This is a genomic window from Paenibacillus sp. sgz302190 (genome assembly GCF_059820445.1).
The window spans coordinates 1-25445 of record NZ_JBZYAO010000021.1 but is presented as its reverse complement, the minus strand read 5'-3'; the positions used below and the strand labels follow the sequence as shown (position 1 = coordinate 25445).

Below are 25445 nucleotides of genomic sequence, written 5' to 3'. Positions count from 1 at the left end.
GGCTATGACGAGAGCGATTGCGGAACGTTTCCTGGTTTCCTTGTTCGTTATTGCGGGTTCTATGGTGCTCGTGTTCTGTATCCTTTACGTGCTTCCCGGGGACCCGGTTCTGTCGATGATCGATCCCGCTTCCATGACCCCGGAGGCGATTGCCAATCTGCGCCGCCAGTTGGGACTCGACCAGCCTTTTTACGTACAATTCGGCCAATATTTTGCCGCGATCGTCCATGGGGATTTCGGCAAATCGGTCTTGAACAGCGAACCGGTTTTGCCCAAAATTTTGCAGCATTTTCCGGCTACGCTGGCGTTGACTTTAGCGAGTTCGCTCATCTCGGTCATCGTCGGGGTACTGCTGGGCGTGCTGTCGGCAATACACCGCAACAAGGCTGTTGACGTGGCGGCCCGCATCGTCGGCTTGTTCGGCATCTCGATGCCGACGTTCTGGTCGGGCATTTTGCTCATATTGATCTTCTCGGTGTACTTGGGATGGTTTCCGGCGATGGGCTCGGACGGCATCGAAACGCTCGTGCTGCCGGCTCTCGCGCTCGGCTTCGTCGGCGCGGGGTTCATCGTCCGGATGGTGCGCAACAGCATGCTCGAAGTGATTTACGAACATTTCATCGTGACGCTGCGCGCCAAAGGGCTGTCGGAGAACATCGTGATGTACCGGCATGCGCTGCGCAATGCGCTGATCCCGGCCATTACGATTATCGGGATTCATATCGGCGATCTGATGGCCGGGACGGTCGTCATCGAAACGGTGTTCTCCAGGCAGGGCATCGGCCGAATTCTCGCGGATGCCATTATGGCCAAAGATTTGCCGGTCGTCCAGGGCGTCGTCTTCTTTTCGGCAATTGTTTATGTCATTGTAAATTTGCTCGTTGACGTTTCCTATGCCGTTATCGATCCCCGGGTAAGGCGCAAAGCTTGAAGCGGATTCGGGCATAACGTCGGGCACAACGAATAGAAAGGAGAGCGGACTGATGAAAGAAGTGATTTCCGCAAAAGCAGTCTGGCGGGAAAAGAGGCCGCAGGCTTCCCCACCCCGAATCGTTAGCAAATGGACCGCAGCCGAGGTGTTCGTCTGTCTGGCGGCGCTGGTGTCGCTGTTCATCGTCGGCTGTGCCATAGCTCCGCAGTGGATCGCGCCGTACAAGGCGACCGAGATGTTCGCGGATCATATTCTCAGCCCGCCGAGCGCGTCGCATTTGTTCGGAACCGACTATTTCGGCCGGGACGTATTCAGCGTCGTCGTCTACGGCAGCCGCGATTCGCTGTTTATCGGGTTCGCTTCCGTGCTGGTCGGCGGTTTGACGGGAGGTGCGATCGGCGCGCTTTCGGGCTACGTCGGCGGCATCGTCGATACTGTGCTTATGCGGTTTATCGACGTGCTGATGACGATTCCGGGCATACTGCTGGCGCTGGCGATTGCCGCAGCGCTCGGCCCTCATTTGTTCAATATCGTTTTGGCGGTTGCGGTCTCGGCGATTCCCGGATACGCAAGGGTGATGCGCGGTCAAATGATAAGCGTTAAAAACCGCGCCTTCGTGACCGCCTCGCGCTCCATCGGAACTTCCAAAGCGCACATATTTTTGCGCCATGTGCTGCCGAACGCCTGGTCGCCGATGCTGGTGATGGCGACCATCGGACTCGGGTCCTCCATTTTGGTCGGATCGGGGCTCAGCTTTCTCGGATTAGGCGTGCTGAAGGAAATTCCCGATTGGGGAACGCTGCTTTCGCAAGGAAGAGGCTATTTGACGGTCGCCTGGTGGATGTCGACTTTCCCCGGTCTGACGATTACGTTATTCGTGCTTTCCGTCAACTTGATCGGAGACTGGCTGCGCGATTCCATGGATCCGAAGCAAAGCAGGGCATAGGAAGGGAGACACAGCGATGAAGCAGCTGCTTGATATTCAAGATCTCACGGTCGAGTTCGCCACTAAAAAAGGTTTGCTTACGGCCGTTTCCGACGTATCCCTGCATATCGGAGCCGGTGAAACCGTCTGCCTTGTAGGCGAGTCGGGGAGCGGTAAATCCGTCACCTCGAAATCGGTGATGAGGTTGATCGATTATGAGAACGGCGTCATCTCCGGAGGCAGCATCGTGCTTGACGGCGTCGATCTGACCCGGCTGTCGCAGAACGAGCTTCGCGCCTGGCGCGGGAAAAAGATGGCGATGGTGTTTCAGGAGCCAATGGCCGCGTTTGACCCGGTTTTTACGATTGGCAGCCAAATAGCGGAGGTCATCGTCCGGCATAAGCAGGGCAATCGGGAACAGGCATGGGACCGCGCCGTTCATTTGCTGCGCCGGGTCGGCATTCCCGAACCGGAACTCCGGATGAAACAGTATCCAGGCGAGCTGTCGGGCGGAATGCTGCAGCGGGCGATGATCGCGATGGCGCTGGCTTGCGGCCCGGAGCTGCTGATTGCGGATGAGCCTACGACCGCTCTGGATGTGACGATCCAGGCGCAAATTCTTCACCTGCTGCAGGAGCTGAAAGCGGAATTCAACATGTCGATTCTGCTCATTACGCACGACATGGGCATTGCGGCCGAGATGGCCGACCGGGTTATCGTGATGTATGCGGGGCAAATTGTCGAGCAGGCGACGGTCAGCCAGCTGTTCGATGCGCCTCACCATCCCTACACGCGGGGGCTGCTCCGGTCGATTGCGACGATGGACAGCGACCGTGCGGCAAAGCTGTACTCGATCGAAGGATCGATTCCGAGCTTAAGCGATCTGCCTGCAGGCTGCCGGTTTCATCCGCGCTGTCCTTTTGCGGCCGACCGCTGCCACAGAGACCGTCCTCCGCTGCAGGAAGTGAACGGCCGTCTGACCGCATGCTGGTACGCCGAAGAGCTGGTGCAGACGGACGGCTGGAAGCAAAGTCCGGCCTTGGCCGTCACCGGCGAAGAGCGTTGCAGCGAGGAAGCTTCCGTTGAGCCGGTCAAGGAGAAGGACGACGAGAACCTGTTCGAGGTTGTCGGGCTGAGCAAATTTTATCCGGTCGGCAAAAGCTTGCTCGGCCGGGCGCGGGCTCATATCCGCGCGGTCGACGATGTGTCCTTCACGATTCGCAAGGGGGAGACGTTCGGGCTCGTAGGCGAGTCCGGCAGCGGCAAGTCGACGCTCGGCCGGGTGCTGCTGCAGCTGGAAAAAGCGACAGGAGGCCGGGTGCTTTTCCAAGGGCAAGATTTGGCGAAGCTTCAGGCCAAGGAACTGCGGGACGCTCGCAAACATATGCAGATCATTTTTCAGGACCCGTACGGCTCGGTGAATCCGCGCTGGAAAGTCGGGGACATTATCGGCGAACCGCTTACGGTGCACGAAATGCTGAGCGCCGGCGAGCAGCGGAGCCGTGTGGAGGAGCTTTTGGAACTGGTCGGTTTGAGCCGCTCTTTGTACGACCGCTATCCGCACGAATTTTCCGGGGGACAGAGACAAAGAATCGGCATCGCCAGAGCGATCGCGCTGAAGCCGCAATTTATTTTGGCGGATGAAGCCGTGTCGGCGCTGGACGTATCGGTGCAGGCGCAGATTGTGAACCTGATGCAGGAATTGCAGCAAAAATTGGGTCTGACGTATGTATTCATCGCCCACGGACTGAACATCGTACGGCACTTGTCCGACCGGATCGGCGTCATGTACCTTGGAAAGCTGGTCGAAATCGCCCCCAGCGAGGAGCTGTTTGCACATCCGGCCCATCCTTACACCAAGGGGCTGCTTTCCTCGATCCCTTTGCCCGACCCGGCCCGCAAACGGGAATATATCGCGATCGAAGGCGAAATTCCGTCCCCCGCCAATCCGCCTTCCGGCTGTCGGTTCCATACCCGCTGCCCGGCGGCGACAGCCAAATGCAAACAAGAGCAGCCCGCGCTCCTGCAAGTGCGGCAAGGCCACTGGGCTGCCTGCCATTATCCTTTGTAAGGCGGTCCCCGGTCCTGCACCGGATTGAAAGCCGGAAACAGTGGGAGCGGTCGTCGCCTTAAAACCAAGTTAGCCAATTGAAATAATTAAATTTAATTTACCGGAGGCAATTGAACAATGAAAAAATTAACCGTACTTGCGTCACTTATCCTTACCGCAGCTTTTGCCGCAGGCTGCGCATCCCAAACGAATACCGCAGGCGGCTCGTCCGGCGCATCTTCTTCATCGCCTGCGGCGCAGGCTGCCGGCAGTCCCGCTTCCACGCAGGCGGCTTCCAAAGGCGTCAAGAAAATCGTGATCGGCACGGGCACCCAGTTTCCGAACATTTGCTTTATCGACGACAAAGGCAACCTGACCGGCTATGATGTGGAGCTCGTCAAAGAGATCGACAAACGTTTGCCGGATTACGAATTCGAGTTCAAGACGATGGAATTTAAAAACTTGCTGCTCAGCCTGGAAACGAACAAAATCGATCTGATCGCCCACCAGATGGAAGTCAACGAGGAGAGAAAGCAAAAATTTCTTTTCAATGACGAAGCCTACAACATATTCCCGAACAAAATTGTCGTACATAAAGATAACGACGCCGTAAAATCGATCGACGACCTGAAAGGCAAAAAACTGCTCGTCGGCGCTACCAGCAACGCCGCCGTACTTGCCGAAAAATACAACAAAGAGCACAACACGGGCATCAATATCGTCTACACCGGGGCCGGCGAAGACGCCAAGACGCAAATTAAAGCGGGCCGCGCGGATGCGACGATCAGCACCCAGTTCGCGATCGACTATCAAAACAAAGTGGCCGACGCCCAACTGAAAACGGTCGGAGAGCCGCTTTCCAACTCCAAGGTATACTTCATTCTCCGCAAAGACGAAACCGATTTGAAAGCCAAAGTGGACGAGGCGCTGAAGTCGATCAAAGCGGACGGCACTCTGGCCAAGCTTAGCACGCAGTGGCTGGGCGCTAACTATACAGTGGAGAACTAGATGGGAAAAACGTTCGATATAACGCTTATTTTTGATTTTTTGCCCAAACTGCTCTATTATTTGCCGGTTACCCTGCTCATTCTCGTCGCCTCTCTCGTCGTCGGCGTGCTGATCGGGCTGCTGATCGCGCTGATCCGGTTGTACCGGATTCCCGTGCTCAGCCAGCTTGCGGTCGTATACGTTTCTTTTATCCGGGGGACGCCGATTCTCATTCAGCTGTTCCTGGTGTTCTACGGCTTGCCGGCGCTGCTGCAAATCGTAGGCCTCGATATCGCGCGAATGGACCCGATCTATTTCGTCATCATCACCTACGGACTCAGCATCGGCGCTTCCAAATCCGAAACGATCCGTGCCGCGGTGCAGTCCGTTGACCGCGGCCAGACGGAGGCGGCCTACGCCATCGGCATGACCGCGCCCCAGTCGTTCGCGCGCATCGTCGTGCCCCAGGCGCTGGTGAACGCCTTCCCGAATTTCGCCAACTCCGTAATCGGGTTTTTGAAAGATACGTCGCTTGCCTTTTCGATCGGCGTCATGGATATGGTAGGCAGGGGGGAAACCCTCGTTTCGGCTACATCCCATACGCTGGAAGTGTATATCAGCCTGACGATCATTTACTATGTGACCGTGCTGATTCTTGAAAAAGTATTTTTCACAGCGGAGTTCAAGCTGCAAAAGCATGAACGGCCGCTCGCCGGATGAGGTGAGGACTATTCACATCGATCTTCTTTTTATTTACACTTCGTTTTTTGAAATTTTAAAAGCTTTGCCGCTTACGCTTGTGCTGACGATCGTGCCGCTCATTATCGGCTTTTTCATCGGTATCGGCACTGCGTTCATCCGGATTTACAAAGTTCCCGTCATCTGCCGGATCGCCGATTTTTACGTCTCGTTTCTCCGCGGCACACCGGTATTGCTGCATATTCTGGTCATTTTCTGGGGGCTGCCGATGGTCATCGACAAGCTGGCCGCCTCGTTCGGATGGGGCTTCAAATCGGCCTCTATTCCGTCGGTTCTGATCGTGCTGGCGGCGTTTTCCCTGACGGCGGGAGCCTACATGTCGGAAATTATCCGCTCCGGCATTTTGGCGGTGAGCCGCGGTCAAATCGAAGCCGCCTACTCCGTCGGGATGACCACCCGGCAGGCGCTTCGCCGCATCGTGCTGCCGCAGGCGGTCGGCGTCATTTTGCCGAATCTGTGCAACATTTTCGTCGGATTTTTGCATACGTCGTCGCTCGCTTTTACGGTATCGCAAATGGAGCTGCTCGGCAAAGCGAACGTCGTCGCGTCGGTGAGCCTGAAATTTTTGGAAGCTTACATAGCGGCGGCGCTCATTTATTGGGGATTGACACTCATTGTCGAATGGCTGACAGCTTTTTTGGAGAAAAAAGTAACCGCCTACCATCGGGGAGGGGTCGTATGAGCAGCTACGATGTCATTATTGTCGGCGCCGGTTCGATGGGGATGAGCGCCGGTTACCATTTGGCGAAACGGCAGGTCAAGACGCTGCTGATCGATAAATTCGATCCGCCGCACGTTGCGGGCAGCCATCATGGCGAGACCCGGCTCATCCGCCACGCCTACACCGGCAGCCGGACTTACACGGCGATGGCGCTGCGGTCCGACCGGCTGTGGCAGGAGCTGGAGGCGGAGAGCGGGCGGACGCTGCTGGTCCGCTCCGGCGTGCTGAACATGGGCCCGCTTGAGCACGGCGGCTTAAGCCAAAAAGTCCGGTCAGCGGAGGAGCATAAGCTGAACGTCGAGCTGCTTCAGCCGGGCGAGATTCGCAAGCGCTGGCCGGGGGTGAACCCTCCCGAGCATTACGCCGGGCTCTACGAGCCGCAGGCTGGGTACTTGCTGAGCGAGGAAGCCGTGCGCGCATACCGCGAGCAGGCTTTGCGGCACGGCGCCGATTTGCTCGTCCATACATCGGTGACCGCCATCGATGTAAGCGGCAGCGGCGTCACCGTGCATACGAACGGCGGCGTGTATTATGCGGATCGCCTGATTCTAAGCCTGGGTGCCTGGTTCGGCGAGCTCGCTTCGCTGCTCGCCCTGCCGATCCGCCCCGTCCGCAAAGCCGTGGCCTGGTTCGAAGCCGACGAATCGCTGTACGGCGCGCAACGTTTCCCCGGCTTTACGTTCGGCGATCCGCGCGGCGGCGGCTTCTACGGCTTTCCGAGCATCGGCGGCTCCGGCGTCAAAATCGGCCGTCATGACGCCGGCCAGCCGTGGCAGCCCGGGGCCCCGTTCGAGCCGTTCGGCCATTACGCCGACGACGAGCGGGATTTGCGCCGGGCGCTGGAAAGCTTCCTGCCGCAGGCGGCAGGCCGCGTCCTGCGCGGCGCGGTGTGCAAATACGAGCTCACGCCCGACGAGCATTTTATCGTGGACCGGCACCCGGAACACCGGCACGTCGTCGTGGCCGGCGGTTTTTCCGGTCACGGGTTTAAATTTTCCAGCGCGGTCGGGGAAATATTGTCCGATCTGGCGACGCAGGGGAAGACGGAAACGGACATTTCGCCGTTTGCCTTATCCCGATTTAGCGCGCTTTCCGCAGATTCGAGGTGAGCCGCAGATGATCACGATCAGCGGTTTGAGCAAGACGTACCGCACGGCAAATACGCAGACGAAAGCTTTGGACGACATTCATTTGCACATCGACAAAGGCGATATTTTCGGCATTATCGGCTTCAGCGGCGCGGGCAAATCGACGCTGATTCGCTGCCTGAACCGTCTGGAGGAGCCCGACGCCGGAATCATCCGCATCGGCGGCAAAACGATTACCGATTTGAACAAAAAGGAGCTTCGCGAGGCGCGAAGGAAAATCGGCATGATTTTTCAACAGTTCAACCTGCTGGATGCCAGAACCGTGTTCCAAAACGTAGCATTCCCGCTGGAAGCGGCCGGCGTTCCGCGAAACCGGATTAGACCGCGGGTGGAAGAAATGCTCGAGCTCGTCCGGCTCGGCGATAAAGCGGATGCGTATCCGGAGCAGCTCAGCGGAGGGCAAAAGCAGCGGGTCGGCATCGCCCGGGCGCTTGCCAATGAACCGGATGTGCTGCTCTGCGACGAGGCGACTTCAGCGCTCGATCCGCTGACGACTCATGCGATTCTGGAGCTGCTGCGTGAAATCAACCGCAAGCTGAATCTGACGATCGTCCTGATCACCCATGAGCTGGACGTCCTGCGCCACATTTGCCGGCATATGGCCGTCATCGAGCAAGGCCGGATCGTCGAAACTGGCACCGTCGATACAATTTTTTTCCAGCCGGAGAGCGAGACATCGCGCAGCTTTATCCGCATCATCGACAGCTATCAGGTAAGAAGAGACGCGGCGCCGAAAGCGGGTGCAGCCCGATGAGCGACGATTTGGCCGGTTTGCTGCTTCAGGGACTCGGCGAGACGGTGTACATGGTCGCTTTGTCGACGTTGTTTGCGCTGCTGCTCGGGCTTCCGCTCGGTATTATTTTGGTCGTCACGGAAAAAGGGAACCTGATCCCGTACCCCCGATTTCACAAAGTGCTGAGCACGGTCGTGAATATCGTCCGTTCGTTTCCTTCCATTATTTTGATCGTCGTGCTGCTGCCCTTATCCCGGTTTATTATCGGCACTTCCCTTGGAGCGACGGCGGCGGTCGTGCCTTTGTCCATCGGTTCGGCGCCGTTTTTGGCAAGGATTATCGAAAATGCGATCAAGGAAGTCGGGTTCGGCAAAATAGAGGCGGCGCAAGCCGTCGGCGCGACTCCTTATTTTATCGTTACCCGGGTGCTGATCCCCGAATCGCTGCCTGCGCTTGTGCGCGGGGTGACGCTGGCGGTCATTACGATCACGGGCTTTACCGCAGTGGCCGGCGCCATAGGCTCGGGAGGACTGGGCAGTCTTGCGATCCGCTTCGGCTATATGCGGTTTCGCGAGGATATATTGTTTTTGACCGTTTTGCTGCTCGTCGTTTTGGTGCAGGCGATCCAATGGATAGGGGATTACATAGCGAAATCGATCAACCGCAAAAGATACAAATTCGAGTAATTTTATTAAATTTGGAGCAGGAGTGAGCGAAATGAAGCATCGGAAACTAGTATCCGCAGCGTTGATATCTATGATTATGGGGGTCGCTGCCGGCTGCGGCGCGGCGAATCCAGGCGCGGCTCCGGCGAGCCCTCAAGCTGCGGCGGCGACAACGGCGGCGACTGCTGCGACCGCTGCCCCGGCGGCAACGGCTCAGCCGAAGGCCGAAGTCAAGTTGACGATCGGTGCGGCCGCTGTGCCTCATGCGGAAATTTTGAATTTCGTCAAACCGAAGCTGAAGGAGCAGGGCGTCGATCTGGTCGTCAAAGTGCTTGACGATGAAGGGCAGCTCAACCCGTCGCTGGCGGAAAAGCAAATCGATGCCAACTATTTTCAGCATGTTCCTTACCTGGAGTCGATCTCCAAAGAGAAGGGCTACAAATTCACCGTTACGACGAAAGTGCACGTCGAACCGATCGGCTTTTACTCGAACAAGCTGAAATCGCTCGATGAGCTGAAAGAGGGCGCTACGGTTGCGATTCCGAACAATCCTTCCAACGAGTACCGCGCGCTGGTGCTGCTGCAGGTCAAAGGCTTGATCAAGCTGAAAGACGGCCTCACGACTTATTCCGCCACGCCGAAAGATATCGCCGACAATCCGAAAAAGCTGAAATTTTCCGAGGTCGATTCCGCGCAGCTGCCCCGCATTTTGCCTGATGTGGACGGTGCTATCATCAACACAAACCTCGTGCTGGAAGCAAAAATCGACCCGAACTCGGCGCTGTTCCGGGAAGACGCGAACTCGCCTTACGCCAACGTCATCGTAGTCCGTCAAGGCGACGAGAACCGTCCGGAGATCAAAAAGCTGGGCGAAGCGCTGACGGCGCCGGACGTAAAAAAATTCATTCAAGACAAGTACGGAGTCGCCGTCGTACCTGCATTTTAGCCGGGGAGGCGGGTGACGGGCATGGCGGGTACGAGACAAATCAAGTTGTCGGCCTATCTGGTTGGCACAGGCATGCATGTGGCTTCATGGAGGCATCCCTCCGCGCAGCCCGGCGCAAGCATCGACATCGACTATTACAAGCGATTGGCCCGGACTGCGGAGCGGGGCAAGTTTGATATTGCTTTTATCGCTGACAGTTTGGCCATTAACGAACAATCGCATCCGAACATTTTGAACCGGTTCGAACCGATTACCCTCATTACCGCGTTGGCGTCGGCCACTTCCCATATCGGCGTCGTCGCCACGGCTTCGACATCCTACGTGGAGCCGTTTAATCTGGCCCGCATGTTCATGTCGGTCGATCATATCAGCAAGGGCAGAGCGGGGTGGAACATCGTTACCACGAGGGATTTGTCGGGGAATACGGCGCGCAATTTCAGCAGGGAAGAGCATTATGAGCACGACTTCCGTTACAAGCGGGCGGAGGAATTTATCGAGGTGGTGAGAGGGCTCTGGGATTCGTGGGAAGACGACGCTTTTGTGCGGGACCAGGCGGAAGGGACGTTTTTCGCTGCGGAGAAGCTGCACCGGATCGATCATCGCGGCGAGTTTTTTTCGGTGCAGGGGCCGCTTAACATCGCCCGTTCGCGGCAGGGGCATCCTGTGCTCGTGCAGGCGGGATCTTCGGAAGCGGGCCAGCAGTTTGCCGCCCGGGCAGCCGAAGTCGTGTTTTCGCACAAAAACAATTTCGAAGACTCGCAAGCTTTTTATCGGTCTTTTAAAAAGAAAGCGGCCGATCTCGGGCGCAATCCGGACGATATTTACATTTTGCAGGGCATCTCTCCGGTAATCGGGGAGACGGAACAGATCGCCAAGGAAAAATTCGCGTACCTCGATTCCTTGATTTCGGAAGAGGCGGGCATCCGCTTTTTGACGGATTATTTGGGCGATTTCGATTTGTCCGGGTACAACCTGGACACCCGCTCCAGGGACATCGGTTTGCACAAGCTGGAACGGGTGCGCTTTGAGTTCAGACGGTTTCAGGACATTATTGCCAAGGAGAACCCGACATTGCGGCAGCTGTACTCCTTGCTTACGGGCTCGTACAGCGACGACCATTTTATCGGGACTCCGGAGAAAATTGCCGACCGGCTGGAAACATGGTTTAACGAGCGGGCTGCGGACGGCTTCATGCTGATGACCCCTCTGCTGCCGGACGGGCTGGACGATTTTGTCGATCATGTCGTTCCGATTTTGCAGGAAAGAGGGCTGTTTCGCACGGAGTACGAGGGAACCACGCTGCGGGATCATTTTCAGCTGCCGAAGCCGGTTAACCGATTTTCGAAAAAAGGAAGGTGACAGCAGTGAGCGATACGTATCGGCTTGCTGGCATTGAGGATGCGGAAGAGGTGCTCGCAGTCATTCGAGACGCCTATGAGTCCATCCGCGAGCTCGGCGTCCAGTTCACCGCAGTAAATGCGGATCTTGGGATGATCACGGACAACATTGCGAACCATTCGTGCCAAATCGCCGTCCTTGGGCGAATAACCTTGACAAATCAGCCTTCCAGTATACCTTTTTAGCAAAACAAACTTCGAGTTCCCACACCAATCGCCGGCATTGCGCAAAAAACCTGTAAAAGTACATCTTTTCGCTCCCCAATGACCTGGCTTTGGAAAATTCCTGCAAATGTGCAGGCATTTTTGCTGAATTAGGCGCTCAGCCTCATCTTAGCCGAAAATTCCTGCACAATCGCAGGCTTTTCGTCCAAACGGGCTGTTTCCACCGGAAAAGCCTGCACTTTCGCAGTTTTTTGCGTGCAGCGGTTGTTTCACCAGCTGCTCTCTGATAATAAAGTTATTTAAAATACGGATAGCGTCGCTAAGCTAACTGGCAGTTTAACGTAATAATCAACTTTTTTTGATTTAATGATTGACTGGGTAAGAAAGTGGTGTTACATTCAGTCTGTAGAATAAATCAAAAAAAGTTGATTTAGTTCAAAGAGGTGGTGACTCCATGAAAGAAGTTTCGTTCAAAGACTACGAAGCCAAATTCAAAGCGCTTGCCGATGAAAAGCGACTTCACATCATGTACGAGCTGACGCAGCGCGGAAACACCTGCGTTTGCGATCTCACGGATATTTTCGACATGTCCCAATCCAAGCTATCGTATCACTTGAAGATTCTGCTGGATGCCGGCTTTATTACGCGTGAGACGCGTGGTACGTGGAGCTATTACGAAATTAATCAACAGGAAGTAAGCCATATCCTCTCGGAGGAGCTGTGCTGCATGTTCAAACCAGCTCGAGAAGGCAATAACTGCTGCGGAGTGACCCATGAAAAAGAAACTAATTGCTGAGTTTATCGGCACTTATTTTTTGGTCTTTGCCGGTCCCGGAGCCATGGTGATTGACGAGATCACCAATAGTATCACTCATGTCGGAGTTGCCCTCACCTTCGGACTTGTGGTCACGGCTCTGATCTATACGTTTGGTCATATCTCAGGAGCCCATTTTAATCCTGCGGTCACCATCGGGTTTTGGGCGCGAGGGGATATTTCCGCCAGGGATGGCTTGTACTATGTCGTCACTCAACTCCTTGCAGCGGTCGCGGCGAGTTATACCCTGTTCCTCTTGTTTGGGAATGTTGCTCATTTAGGGGCTACCCTCCCCATTTCAAGCGAGACACAGTCTTTTGTTTTAGAGTTTATTTTGACGTTTGTGCTGATGATCGTCATCTTGGGGTCTGCCGTACACGGTAAAGCGGTAAAAAGCTTTGCCGGCATATCGATTGGCGCTACGGTCGGGCTGATGGCAATGTTTGCAGGTCCGATCAGCGGAGCCTCGATGAACCCTGCACGGTCACTGGGACCGGCTTTTGTGTCCGGCGCAACCGAACATCTATGGTTGTATGTGGCAGCTCCCGTTCTTGGGGCAATAGCCGCTTCCATGATCTATAAAACATTACATGAATAAGGGGATGGATGAATTGGATAAAAAGCTCGTGTATTTTCTTTGTACAGGGAATTCGTGCAGAAGCCAAATCGCTGACGGTTTTTTGAAGTCGATCGGCAGCGACCAATATGAAGTCAAAAGTGCGGGACTGGAGGCGCATGGGCTAAACCCCCGAGCAGTTCAAGTGATGAAGGAAGCAGGTATTGATATTTCGGGGCATACGTCTGACGTGATTGACCCCGAGATCCTCAGGGAAGCGTACTACATTATCACGCTCTGTGGTCACGCGAACGATAATTGCCCGGTAATCCATAACGATAAAGCGGAAAGATGGCACTGGGGCTTTGATGACCCGGCGAAAGCGACCGGAACTGAAGAAGAAATCATATCCCAATTCCGCGAAGTTCGTGATTCCATAAAAGATCGAATTGAGCGCTTTGTGAAAGAAGGTAAATGAGCCATGATTAAGCGGATGCACGTAGCGGTGAACTGCATTATCAGAGAACGCCAGCCACTGCGTTTGCAGTTTTTATTTTCCCATTGAAACGTTTCAACCAAGCGTAATATACTTGTTTAGTAGGATATGCACATAGTTGAACATGGGATGGGTGAGTATGGGACAGACGTCATACGGATACAATGAGGAACGCAAATATTGGCTGGACACGCTGCGCATGATCGCGGACCCGGTTTTGAAGGCGCTGAGCAAGCAGCAGTTGAAGGAGCTGATGCCGGTTCAGGCGCAAACGGGCGACCGCTCGCGCTACACGTATTTGGAAGCGTTGGGGCGGACGCTTAGCGGTTTGGCGCCTTGGCTTGAAGGCACGGAAGCGGGCGGTGAGGAAGCTGGGCTTCGCGATGCGTATGCAGCGGAGGCGAGGCAGGCCATCGATGCGGGAACCGACCCCGGCTCGGCGGATTACATGAATTTTGCGCATGGGGACCAGCCTTTGGTGGATGCCGCTTTTTTGGCGCACGCTTTGCTCCGCGCGCCTCGCGAGCTGGCGGATAAGCTCGATTCGCGGGTGCGGGGCAACGTGATTGAGGCGCTTAAGCAGACGCTCCGCATTCAACCGTATATTTGCAACTGGCTGCTGTTCAGCGCCATGATCGAGGCCGCTTTGTTCCGGCTGGGTGCGGACTGGGATGCGATGCGGATCGATTATGCGCTCAGGCAGCATGAACAGTGGTACAAAGGGGATGGCGCTTATGGAGACGGCCCCGATTTTCATTTTGACTATTACAACAGCTTTGTTATTCAGCCTATGATGATGGATATTCTCGACGTGTGTGCGGACCAAGGCCGGGATTGGCCTGCCATCAAGCAATTGCACGAGCAAAGATGCATCCGGTACGCGGACGTGCAGGAGAGGCTGATTGCGCCGGACGGCACGTATCCGCCGATCGGGCGGTCCTTGGCGTACCGGTTCGGCGCTTTTCAGCATTTGGCGCAAATGGCGCTTCAGCACCGCTTGCCGGCCCATTTGAAGCCGGGGCAAGTGCGCAGCGCGTTGACGGCTGTCATTCGGCGGACGCTGGAGGTGCCCGGCAACTTTGACACGAACGGCTGGCTGACGATCGGCTTTTGCGGAAATCAGCCGGAAATCGGGGAGCCGTATATTTCTACGGGCAGCCTGTATTTGTGCACGACCGTGTTTGTGCCGCTGGGCCTGCCGGCGGCTGATCCGTTCTGGAGCGCGCCTTCCGAGGCGTGGACGTCGCGCAAAGCGTGGAGCGGCCAGCCGTTCGGCATCGACCAAGCGCTGAAAGGTTGACCGCCGCCATGCGATTTCCGCACCGCGCGCTTGGAGCTGCCTGCGGTGCGAAAAGAGCGGCCCCCAAACCGGGATGCCACCGACAAAAAAGAACCACCCCGAAAGCGGGCAACCGCCGCAGGGATGGTTCTTTTTTCAGTAGATAAGAAAGTATATGTTTTATACTTTTGCTTCGCATCTACCTTGATAAACGCGTTCGTCCCAGAAGGACGACGGAGTCGTTTATCCTTGTTTCATCAAGCCCCGTACATATTGAACCGTTTCATCCACCGTTTCATCCGTCAGCTGTTCCAGCGAAATGTCGATAAACGGCTTGTGCCGGTGCAGTTTTTCAAGAAACGAGGCTGTTCGGAAAATACCGGCTCCCGAGCGCACCTGGCGGAGCTTGCCGTCCTCCTGAACAAGGACGTCTTTCAAATGCGCCAGCACGATGCGGCTGCCAAAACGCTCAAAAGCATAGTCCAAAAAAGTGTCCTGCGAATCGATGGCATCCGGAGGGAGCAGGTTGACCGGGTCAAAGACGACGCCGATGTTGCCCGAAGGCACTTCCTCAAGGATGCGGTTCATTTTGTCCACGCTGGAAAGCGTATGCGTGAACACAGGCTCAAGGCCGATGAACACGCCGCGTTTTTCCGCTTCTTCCGCCAGTTCCTCGACCGTTTGCCGCAAAACCGACCACCCGATCTCCTCGAATCTCTCGGGGTCCTGATCCGCATAAGTGCGCAGGTCGCCGGTTTCCGTCGCGATAATCGATGTGCCGAAATCGCGGGCGTAGCGGATGTGCTCTTTGAATCTTTCGATTTCAAGACGGCGCTGGGCGGCGTCCGGGTGGACCGGATTGATGTAGCAGCCGAGCACACCGATGCGGATCCCCGCGCGTTCGAAATGCTCGCCCACGTAGTTCGCCAGCGCCGGGCTCAGCTTGCCGAGGCTTGTATCGATATCGCCGATTGCTTTGGAAAGTGCGAGCTGTACGAAGTCAATCCCGCGTCCCTGAAGCTTGGCCGTCAGTTGCTGCAGCGGCAAATTCCCGACCGTATGCGCAAGAGTTCCGATGCCCATCTATCTCGCCATCCATCCGCCGTCCACGCACAAGACGTGGCCGTTCATATAGTCGGAAGCCGAAGAAGACAAAAATACGACCGGACCTTTCAAATCGTCCGGCGCGCCCCAGTGTCCGGCCGGAATCCGCTCGGTGATCGATTGCGTGCGCTTCTCATCCTGCAAAATCGGCGCCGTATTGTTGGTCGTCATGTAACCTGGCGCGATGGCGTTGATTTGAATGCCCTTGCCGGCCCATTCGTTGGCCAGCGCTTTGGTAATTCCGGCAATCGCATGCTTGCTCGCGGTGTAACCCGGCACGTTAATGCCGCCCTGATACGTAAGCATCGAGGCGATGTTGATGATTTTGCCGCTTCCGCGCTCCAGCATATGACGGCCTGCCAGCTGGCAGAGGAAAAACGCTGAATTCAAGTTCAGGTCGATAACGTCGTGCCAATCCTGACGGCTGTGCTCGGCAGCCGGCTTGCGGCGGATAATGCCGGCGTTGTTGACGAGGATGTCGATGCCGCCCCAAAAGCCGACTGCGCGGTTCACGACATCTTCCAGCACTTCTTCGTTGCTCAAATCCGCTGCGATCAGCTCGGCCTGGCCGCCTAATGCGCGAATGGCCGCTACCGTCTGCGCGCTTTCGGACGAGGAGACAGCTACGATGCGCGCTCCTGCCTCGGCCAGACCGATCGCCATCGCTTGCCCGAGACCCCCCGAGGCGCCTGTAACAACCGCAGTTTTGCCCGTTAAATCAAAAAGCTTCATATCCGATTTCCCCCAAGCTTCTGCTTATTGATATTCCAATTTCATTCCGGCGCTGCGGAATTGTTCCGCCGTATCGGCAGGGAGCTTGCTGTCCGTCAAAATCATCGAGACGTCCGACAGCTCCGCGAACGTACGCAGCGCGCACTGCCCGAATTTGAAATGGTCGACGACGCTGTAGACCGTATGGCTGGAGTTGATCAGCGCCTTTTTGTAATCGACCAGTTCGCTCGTATAAATGGTAAAACCGTATTGCAAATGAACGCCGGTAGCGGATATAAACGATTTCTGAATGTTCAGCTTGCTGACGTATTCAGCCGCTTCGGAGCCGGCCAGCACGTTGCGGATGCGGGTTCCGCCGGGAATGACAAGCCTGATTTCGTCCTTGCGCACGAGCTCGGAAATAATGTACAGGTCGTTCGTCACGACGGTCAGAGGCTGGTTGTCCAGCCGCCTGGCGATTTCCAGCGTCGTGCTGCCGCCGTCCAGGGCGATGATGTCGCCGGGCTGAATGTGCCTGACGGCGATTTCGGCGATTTCCGCCTTCTCATCGGCATGCTTGACGAGCGGTTCCTTGGCGGAAAGAATGCCGTGCTGATCGCTTTGCGCCAGCGTCGCTCCGCCGTGAATGCGGATCAGCAGCCCTTTTTCCTCAAGCTTCGCCAAATCTTCACGGATTGTTTTGCCTGTGACCTCAAGGCGCTCGCTCAGTTGGCTGACGGTCACTTCCTTTTGCGCCAGCAGCATTTCCATGATGATTTCATATCTGCGTAAAGGGTTCATCGGTGTTCATCCGTTCTGAAAGAGAGTGTACCGATTATTTTAAATCTTTCATGGCTACGGCGTCCATGTCTTCAAAAATTTGATTTTCGCCGGCCATGCCCCAAATAAACGTATAATTGCTCGTGCCTACGCCGCTGTGAATCGACCAGCTCGGCGAAATGACGGCCTGCTCGTTGCGCATCACGACATGGCGCGTTTCCTGCGGCTCGCCCATCAGATGGAATACGACGCCGTCTTCCGGCATATCGAAGTAAAAATACACTTCGGAGCGGCGGTTGTGCGTGTGGCTCGGCATAGTATTCCACATGTTGCCCGGCTTGAGCAGCGTCATGCCCATAACAAGTTGACAGCTTTGCACGCCGCCTGTATGGATGTAACGGTAGATCGTCCGCTCATTGGAGTTGGTGATGCTGCCGAGATGGTTCGGCGAAGCTTCGTTGATGGCGATTTTCACGGTCGGATGGGTCGTATGCGCCGGAGTGGAGTTGAAGTAAAACTTCGCAGGCTCCGCGCCGTTCTCGCTTTCGAAAAAGATCTCCTTCGCTCCTTTACCGATGTAAAGGCCGTCTTTGGAGTCCATTGCATACGCAGTGCCGTCGACGCGAACGGTTCCACGACCGCCTACGTTAATAATTCCGATTTCGCGGCGCTCCAGGAAGTAGTCTGCGGCCATATCCTTTTTGTTGGCTTCCAGCTGAACCGAACGCTCAACAGGCACGACCCCGCCTACGATAAAACGATCCACGTGCGAATAAACCGTCTTCACTTCATCCGGCGCAAACAAGGAATTGATGAGAAATTCTTCCCGCAGGCGGCTGGTGTCAAAAGTTTTAACTTCTCTCGGGTGCGAAGCGTAGCGAATATCCATTTCCATGAAAAAATCTCTCCCTTTAGGTTCAAATGTGTAAAAATAAGTTCATATAGGTTTAAATTACTCCAAATGAACCGATTATTCAAGCGGAAAATCGCCGATCCCGAAAAGCGGCCTTCACCGATCCCCATAAGGTGGCTTCGTCTACTCCGAAAAGCAGTCTTCCTTTTATGCATAAAATCAGGCTTGTCGGTGGGAGACTATTATGGATGACAGCAAAATTTTCCACCGAGGAGGCTTCCGAACATGAGCGAACCGAACTATTTTGAGCACGTCTGCCAGGATACGATCCCGACCAAACCCGGAGAAGAGGACGTGACCGCTACGGATATGATCAGCAGTGCGGTTGAGGAAATCGTCGACAACATCGAGCACGCTTTCACCGATGACACGGAAAAGGACGAATGGAAGTGAGAAGTCGCCGTCCCCGCGCAAAAAAAAGACGCCTCGTTCCGCTTGCCGGCGGTTTCGGAGGCGTTTTGCAGCATCATTTGAAATGCTTCCAGAGAAAATCCAGGGTCAACAGCCCGACCGGTTTTTCCTTGAAGCTTTTGTCTTCCTGAGTTGCCAGCTCGGGCTTGCGGTAGCAGATCAGGTGCCGATAATATCCGAATTTCCGGCACACTTCAGGCCTTGCGGCGTAAATTCCGCATTTGTCCCGGTCCAGATCGTAAAAGATGCACGTTCCGTACAATCTCGGTTGATTTTCAAGGTTGGAGCGGGTTTTGGCCGGCATCGATTTGATATGCTTTTTGATGCGTTTGAACTCTTGCTCGGTGACCGGAACCGGGCCGCAGCACATCCCTTTGCATCCTTGGCAGGGTAAAGTTTCCATAAGTAACCTCCTGTAACGGCGTTCTATTTCCGGAAATTTACATTGACACAAGCGGTAAAATGTGATATAATGAATTTCCGTTTTTGGTGAAAATATTTTAACATAAACTCAACAAAATGAAAAGTCAAATGAATCGGCAATCGATCTCAGGCAAGGACCTGGAATCGGCTGCCGATTTTTGCTGTCGCGGGACAGAAGATCATCCGAAAAAAAGATTTGAATAAAAATACAACAAAATGTATAATAATACGAAATTATGAAGAGGTGATAGCATGAATTCCCAAGTTCAAAGCGCAACGTCAAAACTGTTGAAAGAAGCGGAAGCTTCGCTTCTGTTCACGGCCAAACGGCCGGAGATTGTGTTCGAACGCGGTCAGGGCATGTATCTGTGGGATACGGAGGGCAGGAAGTATCTGGATTTTGTCGGCGGCTGGGCTGTGACCTGTCTGGGGCATTCGCCGGCTGTGCTGCAGGAAGCGCTGGCCCGGCAAGCCTCCGTACTGGTGAATACGAGTCCGGCGTACTTGAACAGGCCGATGGTCGAATTCGCCAGGCTACTGACGGATCACACCTGCTATGACAGGACGTTTTTTGCCAGCAGCGGGGCGGAAGCGAACGAAAGTGCGGTCAAGCTGGCGAGAAAATACGGCTCCTTGAAGCTGGGAGGGGCTTTTGAGATCGTTACGACGACGAACAGCTTCCACGGACGTACGCTGGCTATGATGTCCGCAACCGGCAAAGCTTACTGGGAGCCGCTGTTCGCGCCAAAGGTACCGGGCTTCCGGCACGTGCCTCTGAACGACATCGAGGCGTGTCTGCAGGCCGTCGGTCCGAACACTTGCGCGATTATGCTGGAGCTGGTCCAAGGTGAAGGTGGCGTACACGCCGCCCATCCCGACTATGTGCGGCAGCTGCGCCAAATTTGCGACGAACGCTCGATTTTGCTCATTTTCGACGAAGTTCAAACGGGAGTCGGACGAACCGGCACCATGTTCGCGTACGAACATTACGGGATCGAAGCCGACATCATGACGCTCGGCAAAGGGATCGGGGGCGGCTTCCCGCTTTCGGCGATGCTGACGAAGGAGGCTTACAACTTGTTCGAGCCCGGCGATCAGGGCGGGACTTACACCGGACAGCCATTGGCGATGGCTGCGGGTCTCGCCGTCTTCAGCGAGGTGATCCGCCTGAATTTGCCGCAAAAGGCGAAGGAGCAGGGAGACTATTTGCAGCAGCGGCTGGACGAAATCGCAGCGAAGCACGGCCTGCGGAATATCCGCGGCAAAGGGCTGCTGGCGGCTTTTGACCTGCCCGAGCCAAAAGGCGCCGAGCTGGTCGCAAATTGCTTGCAGGCCGGCCTGCTCGTCAATTCGCCGCAGCCTGCGACGATTCGTCTTATGCCGCCGTTAATCGTGAGCCGGGAGGACATTGACGAGATGCTGGCTGTTTTGGACCGCGAATTGGATCGTTTACGGGAGTGACAGCTCCGCAACGCGCGATTATCCTCGCGTTGTCCGCAGCCCCGCTGCGTAGTATGCTATTCATGAAGAAGCATGAATGAGATAAACTTCTATCGAGGTCTTTCGAAGATGAGCGACCGCGTTTAGAGGTAGGTTTATTCGCCAATAAGAATGTGTTCTGCGCGCTTTAGCGCTGTAAAGAACTTAAACATTCTTATGTGTTAAAAAATGGCTTCAACATGGAAAGGAGCGGCGCATGACGGGTTGGAATCGGGTCAATGACGGAACGAATGAACCGCCGAAGCTGGCCATCGAGCAATCTTGGTGGGCGATGTCCGGTTTGGGTCAAGACGGCAAGGAGTGGTCGGCGGAAGAAAAGGTGGAGCGGATCGCTGAAGCGGGCTTCACGGGCATTTCCGGTTTTGTGCCGGCGCAGGCCGAGGCGGCGAAGTGGCACCGGCTCCTCGACCGGTACAAGCTGAGCTTCAGCGGCCTGGCTTATCCGCTCAAGGCGCAGGATATGGAAGGGCCGCTTCAGGCCGCCAAAGCGTTTGGCCGGGTGCGGTACATGAACATCCAGCTGATGGATGCGTTCGTTGTCGGCGAAGAGGCGCAGCGCTTGCTGGAAGGCGTGCTGGAAGCCTGCGAGCGCGCCGGCATCCCGGGTTTTATCGAGACGCACCGCGGCACGGTTACACAGGATTTGATCCGCACGGCTCAGTATGTGGAACAACTTCCGCAGCTGCAGCTGACGATCGACCTGTCGCATTACGTCGTGGCCGGGGAATTGACCGGCGGCGGCAGCGAGCGGGCGGAGCGGCTTTTTGACCGGCTGCTGGCGCGAACGGCGGTCATTCATGCGCGCGTGTCGAACGGCGAGCAGGTGCAGGTCGATATCGGCCCGGATGGCGACCATCCTATGGCCGGACATTTTGCCCGCTGGTGGAGGAAGGGCATGGAGCAGTGGCTGAAGCGGGCGCTGCCCGGCGATGTGCTCCCTTTTGTCACGGAGCTTGGACCTCCGCGCAATTATGCGATAACCCGGATCGACGCAGAGGGGCGGGAAGTGGAAATCTCCGACCGCTGGCAGCAAGCGCTGCTCCTGAAGCGGATCGCCGAGGAGCAGTGGCGGCAGGCGCGGAGCCGGCCATGAGCGGCGGCCTTTTTCAGAGCACGATGCTGGAGCGGGATTGCCATCCGCAGGTTATGGCTTACTATTTTAAACAATGGAACGGATTCCATATGCAGTTTCACCGGCACGATGCGATTGAAATCATGTATGCGATCCACGGCGCCTGCGATGTGGAAATTCAAACGAAGCGGGAGACGCACGATAGCGTCAGGCTGAAAAAGGGCGAGTTCATCATTTTGGATGCCAATGTGCCGCACAGGCTGCTGGTGGGCGAAGGCGCGCCCTGCCGGATGCTGAACGCCGAATTCCGCTTCGCCGACCGTAAGGGCGCATTCCCGTCGGTTCGGCAAATGGCGCTTGAAGACGGCGTATTGGCTTCATTTTTGACCGTACAGTCGCCTTATCTGGTGCTCCGCGATCCCGACGACGTGTACCACGTGCTCAAAAGCCTCGTACTGGAGCTTGACAGGCCCGGGGCCAAAAGCGAAACGATGGTGCACCTGCTTATGTCGCAGCTATTGATCCGGATCGCCAGACTGTGGCGGGAAACGTACCGCAGCGGCCAGCAGCAAAGCGACGTCTATGTGAAGCAGAGCATGGAGTATCTTCATCAAAACTACGACCGGGACATTCAGGTCAAAGATATCGCTGCGGCCGTCAGCCTGCATCCCGGCTATTTGCAGCGCATTTTCAAAACCAATACCGGCGTGACGCTGATGGAATATTTGACCTCGATCCGCATGGAAAAAGCAAAGATGCTGCTGCTCGAAACCGACGTGCAGATTGCGGAGATTTGCGATTATGTCGGGGTCGGCAGCCGGCAATATTTTCATATGCTGTTCAAAGCGTACACGAATCGGACGCCTTTGGAGTTCAGGCAGTCGATGGATACGCACATCATGAATTATCCGGAACAAAGTGAGGATTTTTGACAGACGCAGGGGTAAAAAGTGAGGAATTTGATAACGCTTCCGGCGGACGCTTTGCTACAATTGGTTTTGTGTAAGAAACCGAATGTGACAAAGAGAGGATGAAGTCTGATGTCGTTTAAAGTTGCTTTTATCGGGGCGGGAAGTATCGGATTTACCCGTGGTTTGCTGCGGGATTTGCTCGCGGTGCCTGAATTTCACAATATGGAAGTCGCTTTTACGGACATCAATGCGCACAACCTGGAGATGGTGACGGAGCTCTGCCAGCGGGATATTCGCGAGAACGGTTTGGCGATTCAAATCCAGGCGACGACGGACCGCAGGGAAGCTTTGAAAGATGCGAAATATGTATTATGTACGATTCGTGTAGGCGGGCTTGAAGCTTTTGCTACGGACGTGGACATTCCGCTGAAATACGGCATCGACCAATGCGTCGGCGATACGCTGTGCGCGGGCGGCATTATGTACGGACAGCGCGGCATCGCCGAGATGCTGAACATTTGCAAAGATATTCGCGAGACGGCTGCGCCGGACGTGCTGCTGCTCAACTATGCGAACCCGATGGCGATGCTGACTTGGGCGTGCAACAAATACGGCGGCGTGCGCACGATCGGCTTGTGTCACGGCGTGCAGGGCGGGCACTGGCAGATTGCCGAGGCGTTCGGCCTGAAGCAGGAGGAAGTCGATATCATCTGCGCCGGCATTAACCATCAGACGTGGTACATCCAAATCCGCCATAACGGCGAAGATTTGACCGGAAGGCTGCTCGAAGCTTTCGAGAAGCATCCGGATTTCAGCCGCACCGAAAAAGTGCGCATCGATATGCTGCGCCGTTTCGGCTACTACAGCACGGAGTCCAACGGGCACCTGAGCGAATACGTGCCCTGGTACCGCAAGCGGCCGCAGGAAATAGCCGAATGGATCGATCTCGGCAGCTGGATCAACGGGGAAACCGGCGGCTATTTGCGCGTATGCACGGAAGGCCGCAACTGGTTCGAGACCGATTTTCCGAACTGGATGAAAGATCCGGCCCTGGAGTACAAGCCGGAAAAGCGCAGCCACGAGCACGGCTCGTACATCATTGAAGGCCTGGAGACCGGCCGTGTGTACCGCGGGCATTTCAACGTGGTGAACGACGGCGTTATCGCCAACCTGCCGGCCGATGCGGTGATCGAAGCTCCGGGCTACGCGGACCGCAACGGAATTTCGATGCCGCGCATCGGTGATCTGCCGCTGGGGCCTGCGGCCGTATGCAATGCGAGCATCTCCGTACAGCGGCTTGCCGTAGAAGCCGCCGTGCACGGCGACGACAAGCTGCTGCGCCAGGCGTTCATGATGGACCCGCTCGTCGGCGCAGTGTGCAATCCGAAGGAGATTTGGCAGCTTGTCGACGAAATGCTCGTTGCGCAGGAGCAGTGGCTGCCGCAGTACGGCAGCGCGATTGCCGAAGCGAAGCGGCGCCTCGCTTCGGGCGATCTGATCCCGACGAGAGACTACGAGGGCGCGGCGCGCCTGAAGGTGAAATCCGTCGAGGAGATGAAGCAGAACCGCGAAGCCGCCAACAAAAACGCCGGCGAATCGGACAAAGGCAAGGACCGCGCAGCGGCGGCGCACTGATCCGTTCGGCTCGGGGCGCACTCGCCTGCGGCCGATTTGAGCGGCTAGCGCGGCGTTGAGCTGCGCTGTGCTGCAGCGCGTTGCGGTAAGCTGAGTCGCGCTGCGCTGCCGCCGGAGCGCTGCTGCCCGGAGTCTGTATTTTAAAGCGGGCATCGGTTATAATGGATGAAACTGAAAAAGGACCTTGCGGTCCTTTTTTTACGCTGCCGAAAGTCGATCGAAAGCTGTCATGCTGCGAAACACTGCGCGTTGGGAGCTGCGTGCGGTGCGAAGGCCGGGCCCGGTGTTTGGGCGCGGAAACGTGCAGTTTTCAGGCTGCCTGAGAAAGCCGCGACTTTCTATTAGGGCAGCCGGAGGGCAGTCCTGGTTGGGAGCGCAGCTTCCAGGCCAGGACTGGCGAGGCTCGGCGAGGCTGGATAGGCAGCTCAAAAACCTGCAAAAGTGCAGGCTTTTTCAGCGATTAGGGGGCATTTTGAGGAAAAGTCTGCGATTGTGCAGGAATTTCCTCCGAAAATGGGCCTGAGCTCAAGTATTCGCAAAAAAACCTGCACATTTGCAGGAATATTTCACTGCTTGCCCATTAACGAGCAAAAACCTGCACATTTGCAGGAATATTTTGCTGTGTGAGCATCAACGAGCCAAAAACTGCATTTTTGCCACTAGCTTTGCATCAAACCTGACATGAAAAATTTGTTTCAAAATGTTCCTAAAACTGTATTTTATTGATGCTTTTTGTCTGGCGGATAATTAAAAAATCTCCTATTGTGAATGTAGAGGGCGTGTTACCCACTCCATTACAAAGGAGACCATACATGGGTAACCATAACTCAAATACCGTCATCAGTCAATGTCTTGAATGGTTGAAAATTCCCGAATTTGTTTGTGTTTATCTCGATTATCGCAAGCAGAAGTGTAATCTCACTGCTTCATTCCGCTTGTTCGTCGAAGCGCAGTTGTCCGATCGAAAAGACCCCGAGTGCATTGTCGAAAATCTTCGGGATAGCCCGGAACTACAGGCACTCACTGGACTCGCGTCGCTTAGCGCTTCCCAACTTTCTCGCAGAATATCTGAACTGCCAACCTGGTTGCTCCAATACCTGTTCGAAGACATCACTCGCCGTATTCACGATACCCTGCATCTGTGTGAGAACAGAGGGCTAAAAAAAGAATTAGTCCCCCTATCCATCATCGATTCCTCTTCGATCACACTCTCGAGTCATTTTGGCAAGTGGGCGTTTGTCGACCAAGAAAAGAATCAGGTAAAGCTGCACCTGAGCCTAAGCACACAATGGCCGGATCTGGCGATTCCGAGTAAAGTCGTGTTGTCGACGGGAGCCGTGGCGGATAAAGAAGTTGCGATCGAACTGGTTACCGAGCAAGGAACAACGTACGTGATGGATCGCGGATACATCA

Annotated in this window: 27 protein-coding genes; 22 read left to right on the top strand and 5 right to left on the bottom strand. The window is 55.5% G+C overall.

Going from position 1 to position 25445, the window contains the following annotated elements; all coding sequences use genetic code 11:
- The first annotated feature begins 4 nt into the window (after positions 1-4).
- The 16 genes from AC6RNO_RS21965 to AC6RNO_RS21890 all read left to right on the top strand — a co-directional run bounded on the left by AC6RNO_RS21965 (position 5) and on the right by AC6RNO_RS21890 (position 14593).
- A complete protein-coding gene (locus tag AC6RNO_RS21965) occupies positions 5-931 on the top strand; it encodes an ABC transporter permease subunit (protein ID WP_497106760.1) in 927 nt (308 codons plus the stop codon).
- A 52-nt stretch (positions 932-983) separates the two neighbouring features.
- Positions 984-1877 carry an ABC transporter permease subunit gene (locus AC6RNO_RS21960; RefSeq protein WP_497106759.1) on the top strand — a complete coding sequence of 298 codons (894 nt, stop codon included), beginning with the start codon at positions 984-986 and terminating at the stop codon, positions 1875-1877.
- Between the two features lie 16 nt (positions 1878-1893).
- On the top strand, positions 1894-3927 hold the full coding sequence (locus tag AC6RNO_RS21955; RefSeq protein ID WP_497106758.1) for a dipeptide ABC transporter ATP-binding protein: 2034 nt from the start codon (positions 1894-1896) through the stop codon (positions 3925-3927).
- A gap of 117 nt (positions 3928-4044) precedes the next feature.
- Entirely contained in the window at positions 4045-4914 is an 870-nt protein-coding gene (locus tag AC6RNO_RS21950; RefSeq protein ID WP_474683348.1) for a transporter substrate-binding domain-containing protein, read from the top strand.
- The gene (locus tag AC6RNO_RS21945) at positions 4915-5613 is read left to right on the top strand and encodes an ABC transporter permease subunit (RefSeq protein ID WP_497106757.1); all 699 of its coding nucleotides are present in this window, start codon (positions 4915-4917) and stop codon (positions 5611-5613) included.
- Positions 5614-5623: 10 nt separating this feature from the next.
- Positions 5624-6334, top strand: coding sequence for an ABC transporter permease subunit (locus AC6RNO_RS21940; RefSeq protein ID WP_497106823.1), 711 nt, complete (start codon positions 5624-5626; stop codon positions 6332-6334).
- The gene (gene solA / locus AC6RNO_RS21935; RefSeq protein ID WP_497106756.1) at positions 6331-7482 is read left to right on the top strand and encodes an N-methyl-L-tryptophan oxidase; all 1152 of its coding nucleotides are present in this window, start codon (positions 6331-6333) and stop codon (positions 7480-7482) included. The genes AC6RNO_RS21940 and solA overlap by 4 nt, the downstream gene beginning before the upstream one ends.
- A gap of 7 nt (positions 7483-7489) precedes the next feature.
- Positions 7490-8275 (top strand): ATP-binding cassette domain-containing protein, encoded by a 786-nt coding sequence (locus AC6RNO_RS21930; RefSeq protein WP_497106755.1) that lies wholly within the window; start codon positions 7490-7492, stop codon positions 8273-8275.
- Positions 8272-8940, top strand: a complete 669-nt coding sequence (locus AC6RNO_RS21925) for a methionine ABC transporter permease (RefSeq protein WP_488437233.1) — start codon at positions 8272-8274, stop codon at positions 8938-8940. The genes AC6RNO_RS21930 and AC6RNO_RS21925 overlap by 4 nt, the downstream gene beginning before the upstream one ends.
- Positions 8941-8971: 31 nt before the next feature.
- Entirely contained in the window at positions 8972-9865 is an 894-nt protein-coding gene (locus AC6RNO_RS21920; protein WP_474683353.1) for a MetQ/NlpA family ABC transporter substrate-binding protein, read from the top strand.
- A 21-nt stretch (positions 9866-9886) separates the two neighbouring features.
- Positions 9887-11224, top strand: a complete 1338-nt coding sequence (locus tag AC6RNO_RS21915; protein WP_497106754.1) for an NtaA/DmoA family FMN-dependent monooxygenase — start codon at positions 9887-9889, stop codon at positions 11222-11224.
- 5 nt (positions 11225-11229) lie between these two features.
- A complete protein-coding gene (locus AC6RNO_RS21910; RefSeq protein ID WP_474683355.1) occupies positions 11230-11448 on the top strand; it encodes a hypothetical protein in 219 nt (72 codons plus the stop codon).
- 433 nt (positions 11449-11881) lie between these two features.
- On the top strand, positions 11882-12223 hold the full coding sequence (locus AC6RNO_RS21905; RefSeq protein WP_474683356.1) for an ArsR/SmtB family transcription factor: 342 nt from the start codon (positions 11882-11884) through the stop codon (positions 12221-12223).
- Positions 12201-12839, top strand: coding sequence for an aquaporin (locus AC6RNO_RS21900; protein ID WP_497106753.1), 639 nt, complete (start codon positions 12201-12203; stop codon positions 12837-12839). The genes AC6RNO_RS21905 and AC6RNO_RS21900 overlap by 23 nt, the downstream gene beginning before the upstream one ends.
- A 13-nt stretch (positions 12840-12852) precedes the next feature.
- The gene (gene arsC, locus AC6RNO_RS21895) at positions 12853-13275 is read left to right on the top strand and encodes an arsenate reductase (thioredoxin) (protein WP_497106752.1); all 423 of its coding nucleotides are present in this window, start codon (positions 12853-12855) and stop codon (positions 13273-13275) included.
- A 157-nt stretch (positions 13276-13432) separates the two neighbouring features.
- Positions 13433-14593, top strand: coding sequence for a DUF2264 domain-containing protein (locus tag AC6RNO_RS21890; protein WP_497106751.1), 1161 nt, complete (start codon positions 13433-13435; stop codon positions 14591-14593).
- Between the two features lie 222 nt (positions 14594-14815).
- On the opposite strand, the gene AC6RNO_RS21885 is transcribed toward AC6RNO_RS21890, so the two are convergent.
- The 4 genes from AC6RNO_RS21885 to kduI are packed head-to-tail and all read right to left on the bottom strand — an operon-like array spanning position 14816 to position 18056.
- Entirely contained in the window at positions 14816-15655 is an 840-nt protein-coding gene (locus AC6RNO_RS21885; protein WP_497106750.1) for a TIM barrel protein, read from the bottom strand.
- On the bottom strand, positions 15656-16408 hold the full coding sequence (gene kduD, locus AC6RNO_RS21880) for a 2-dehydro-3-deoxy-D-gluconate 5-dehydrogenase KduD (RefSeq protein ID WP_497106749.1): 753 nt from the start codon (positions 16406-16408) through the stop codon (positions 15656-15658).
- A 24-nt stretch (positions 16409-16432) separates the two neighbouring features.
- Positions 16433-17188: a DeoR family transcriptional regulator gene (locus AC6RNO_RS21875; protein ID WP_497106748.1), complete on the bottom strand. Its 756-nt coding sequence runs from the start codon at positions 17186-17188 to the stop codon at positions 16433-16435.
- A gap of 34 nt (positions 17189-17222) precedes the next feature.
- Complete coding sequence (kduI, locus tag AC6RNO_RS21870) at positions 17223-18056, bottom strand: 5-dehydro-4-deoxy-D-glucuronate isomerase (RefSeq protein WP_474683462.1); 834 nt, start codon at positions 18054-18056, stop codon at positions 17223-17225.
- Between the two features lie 249 nt (positions 18057-18305).
- Between kduI and AC6RNO_RS21865 the strand changes: the two genes are divergently transcribed.
- Positions 18306-18473, top strand: a complete 168-nt coding sequence (locus tag AC6RNO_RS21865; protein ID WP_474683363.1) for a hypothetical protein — start codon at positions 18306-18308, stop codon at positions 18471-18473.
- A 73-nt stretch (positions 18474-18546) separates the two neighbouring features.
- On the opposite strand, the gene AC6RNO_RS21860 is transcribed toward AC6RNO_RS21865, so the two are convergent.
- A complete protein-coding gene (locus AC6RNO_RS21860) occupies positions 18547-18894 on the bottom strand; it encodes a YkgJ family cysteine cluster protein (RefSeq protein WP_488437241.1) in 348 nt (115 codons plus the stop codon).
- 272 nt (positions 18895-19166) lie between these two features.
- Between AC6RNO_RS21860 and AC6RNO_RS21855 the strand changes: the two genes are divergently transcribed.
- The 5 genes from AC6RNO_RS21855 to AC6RNO_RS21835 form a co-directional block, all read left to right on the top strand.
- Positions 19167-20375, top strand: a complete 1209-nt coding sequence (locus AC6RNO_RS21855) for an acetylornithine/succinylornithine family transaminase (protein ID WP_497106747.1) — start codon at positions 19167-19169, stop codon at positions 20373-20375.
- A 235-nt stretch (positions 20376-20610) separates the two neighbouring features.
- The gene (locus AC6RNO_RS21850; RefSeq protein ID WP_497106746.1) at positions 20611-21507 is read left to right on the top strand and encodes a TIM barrel protein; all 897 of its coding nucleotides are present in this window, start codon (positions 20611-20613) and stop codon (positions 21505-21507) included.
- Complete coding sequence (locus tag AC6RNO_RS21845; RefSeq protein WP_497106822.1) at positions 21504-22418, top strand: helix-turn-helix domain-containing protein; 915 nt, start codon at positions 21504-21506, stop codon at positions 22416-22418. The genes AC6RNO_RS21850 and AC6RNO_RS21845 overlap by 4 nt, the downstream gene beginning before the upstream one ends.
- A 108-nt stretch (positions 22419-22526) precedes the next feature.
- A complete protein-coding gene (locus tag AC6RNO_RS21840; protein WP_497106745.1) occupies positions 22527-24032 on the top strand; it encodes an alpha-galactosidase in 1506 nt (501 codons plus the stop codon).
- 812 nt (positions 24033-24844) lie between these two features.
- Positions 24845-25445 (top strand): transposase (locus AC6RNO_RS21835; protein ID WP_497106744.1); only part of this gene is annotated, 601 nt, incomplete at its 3' end.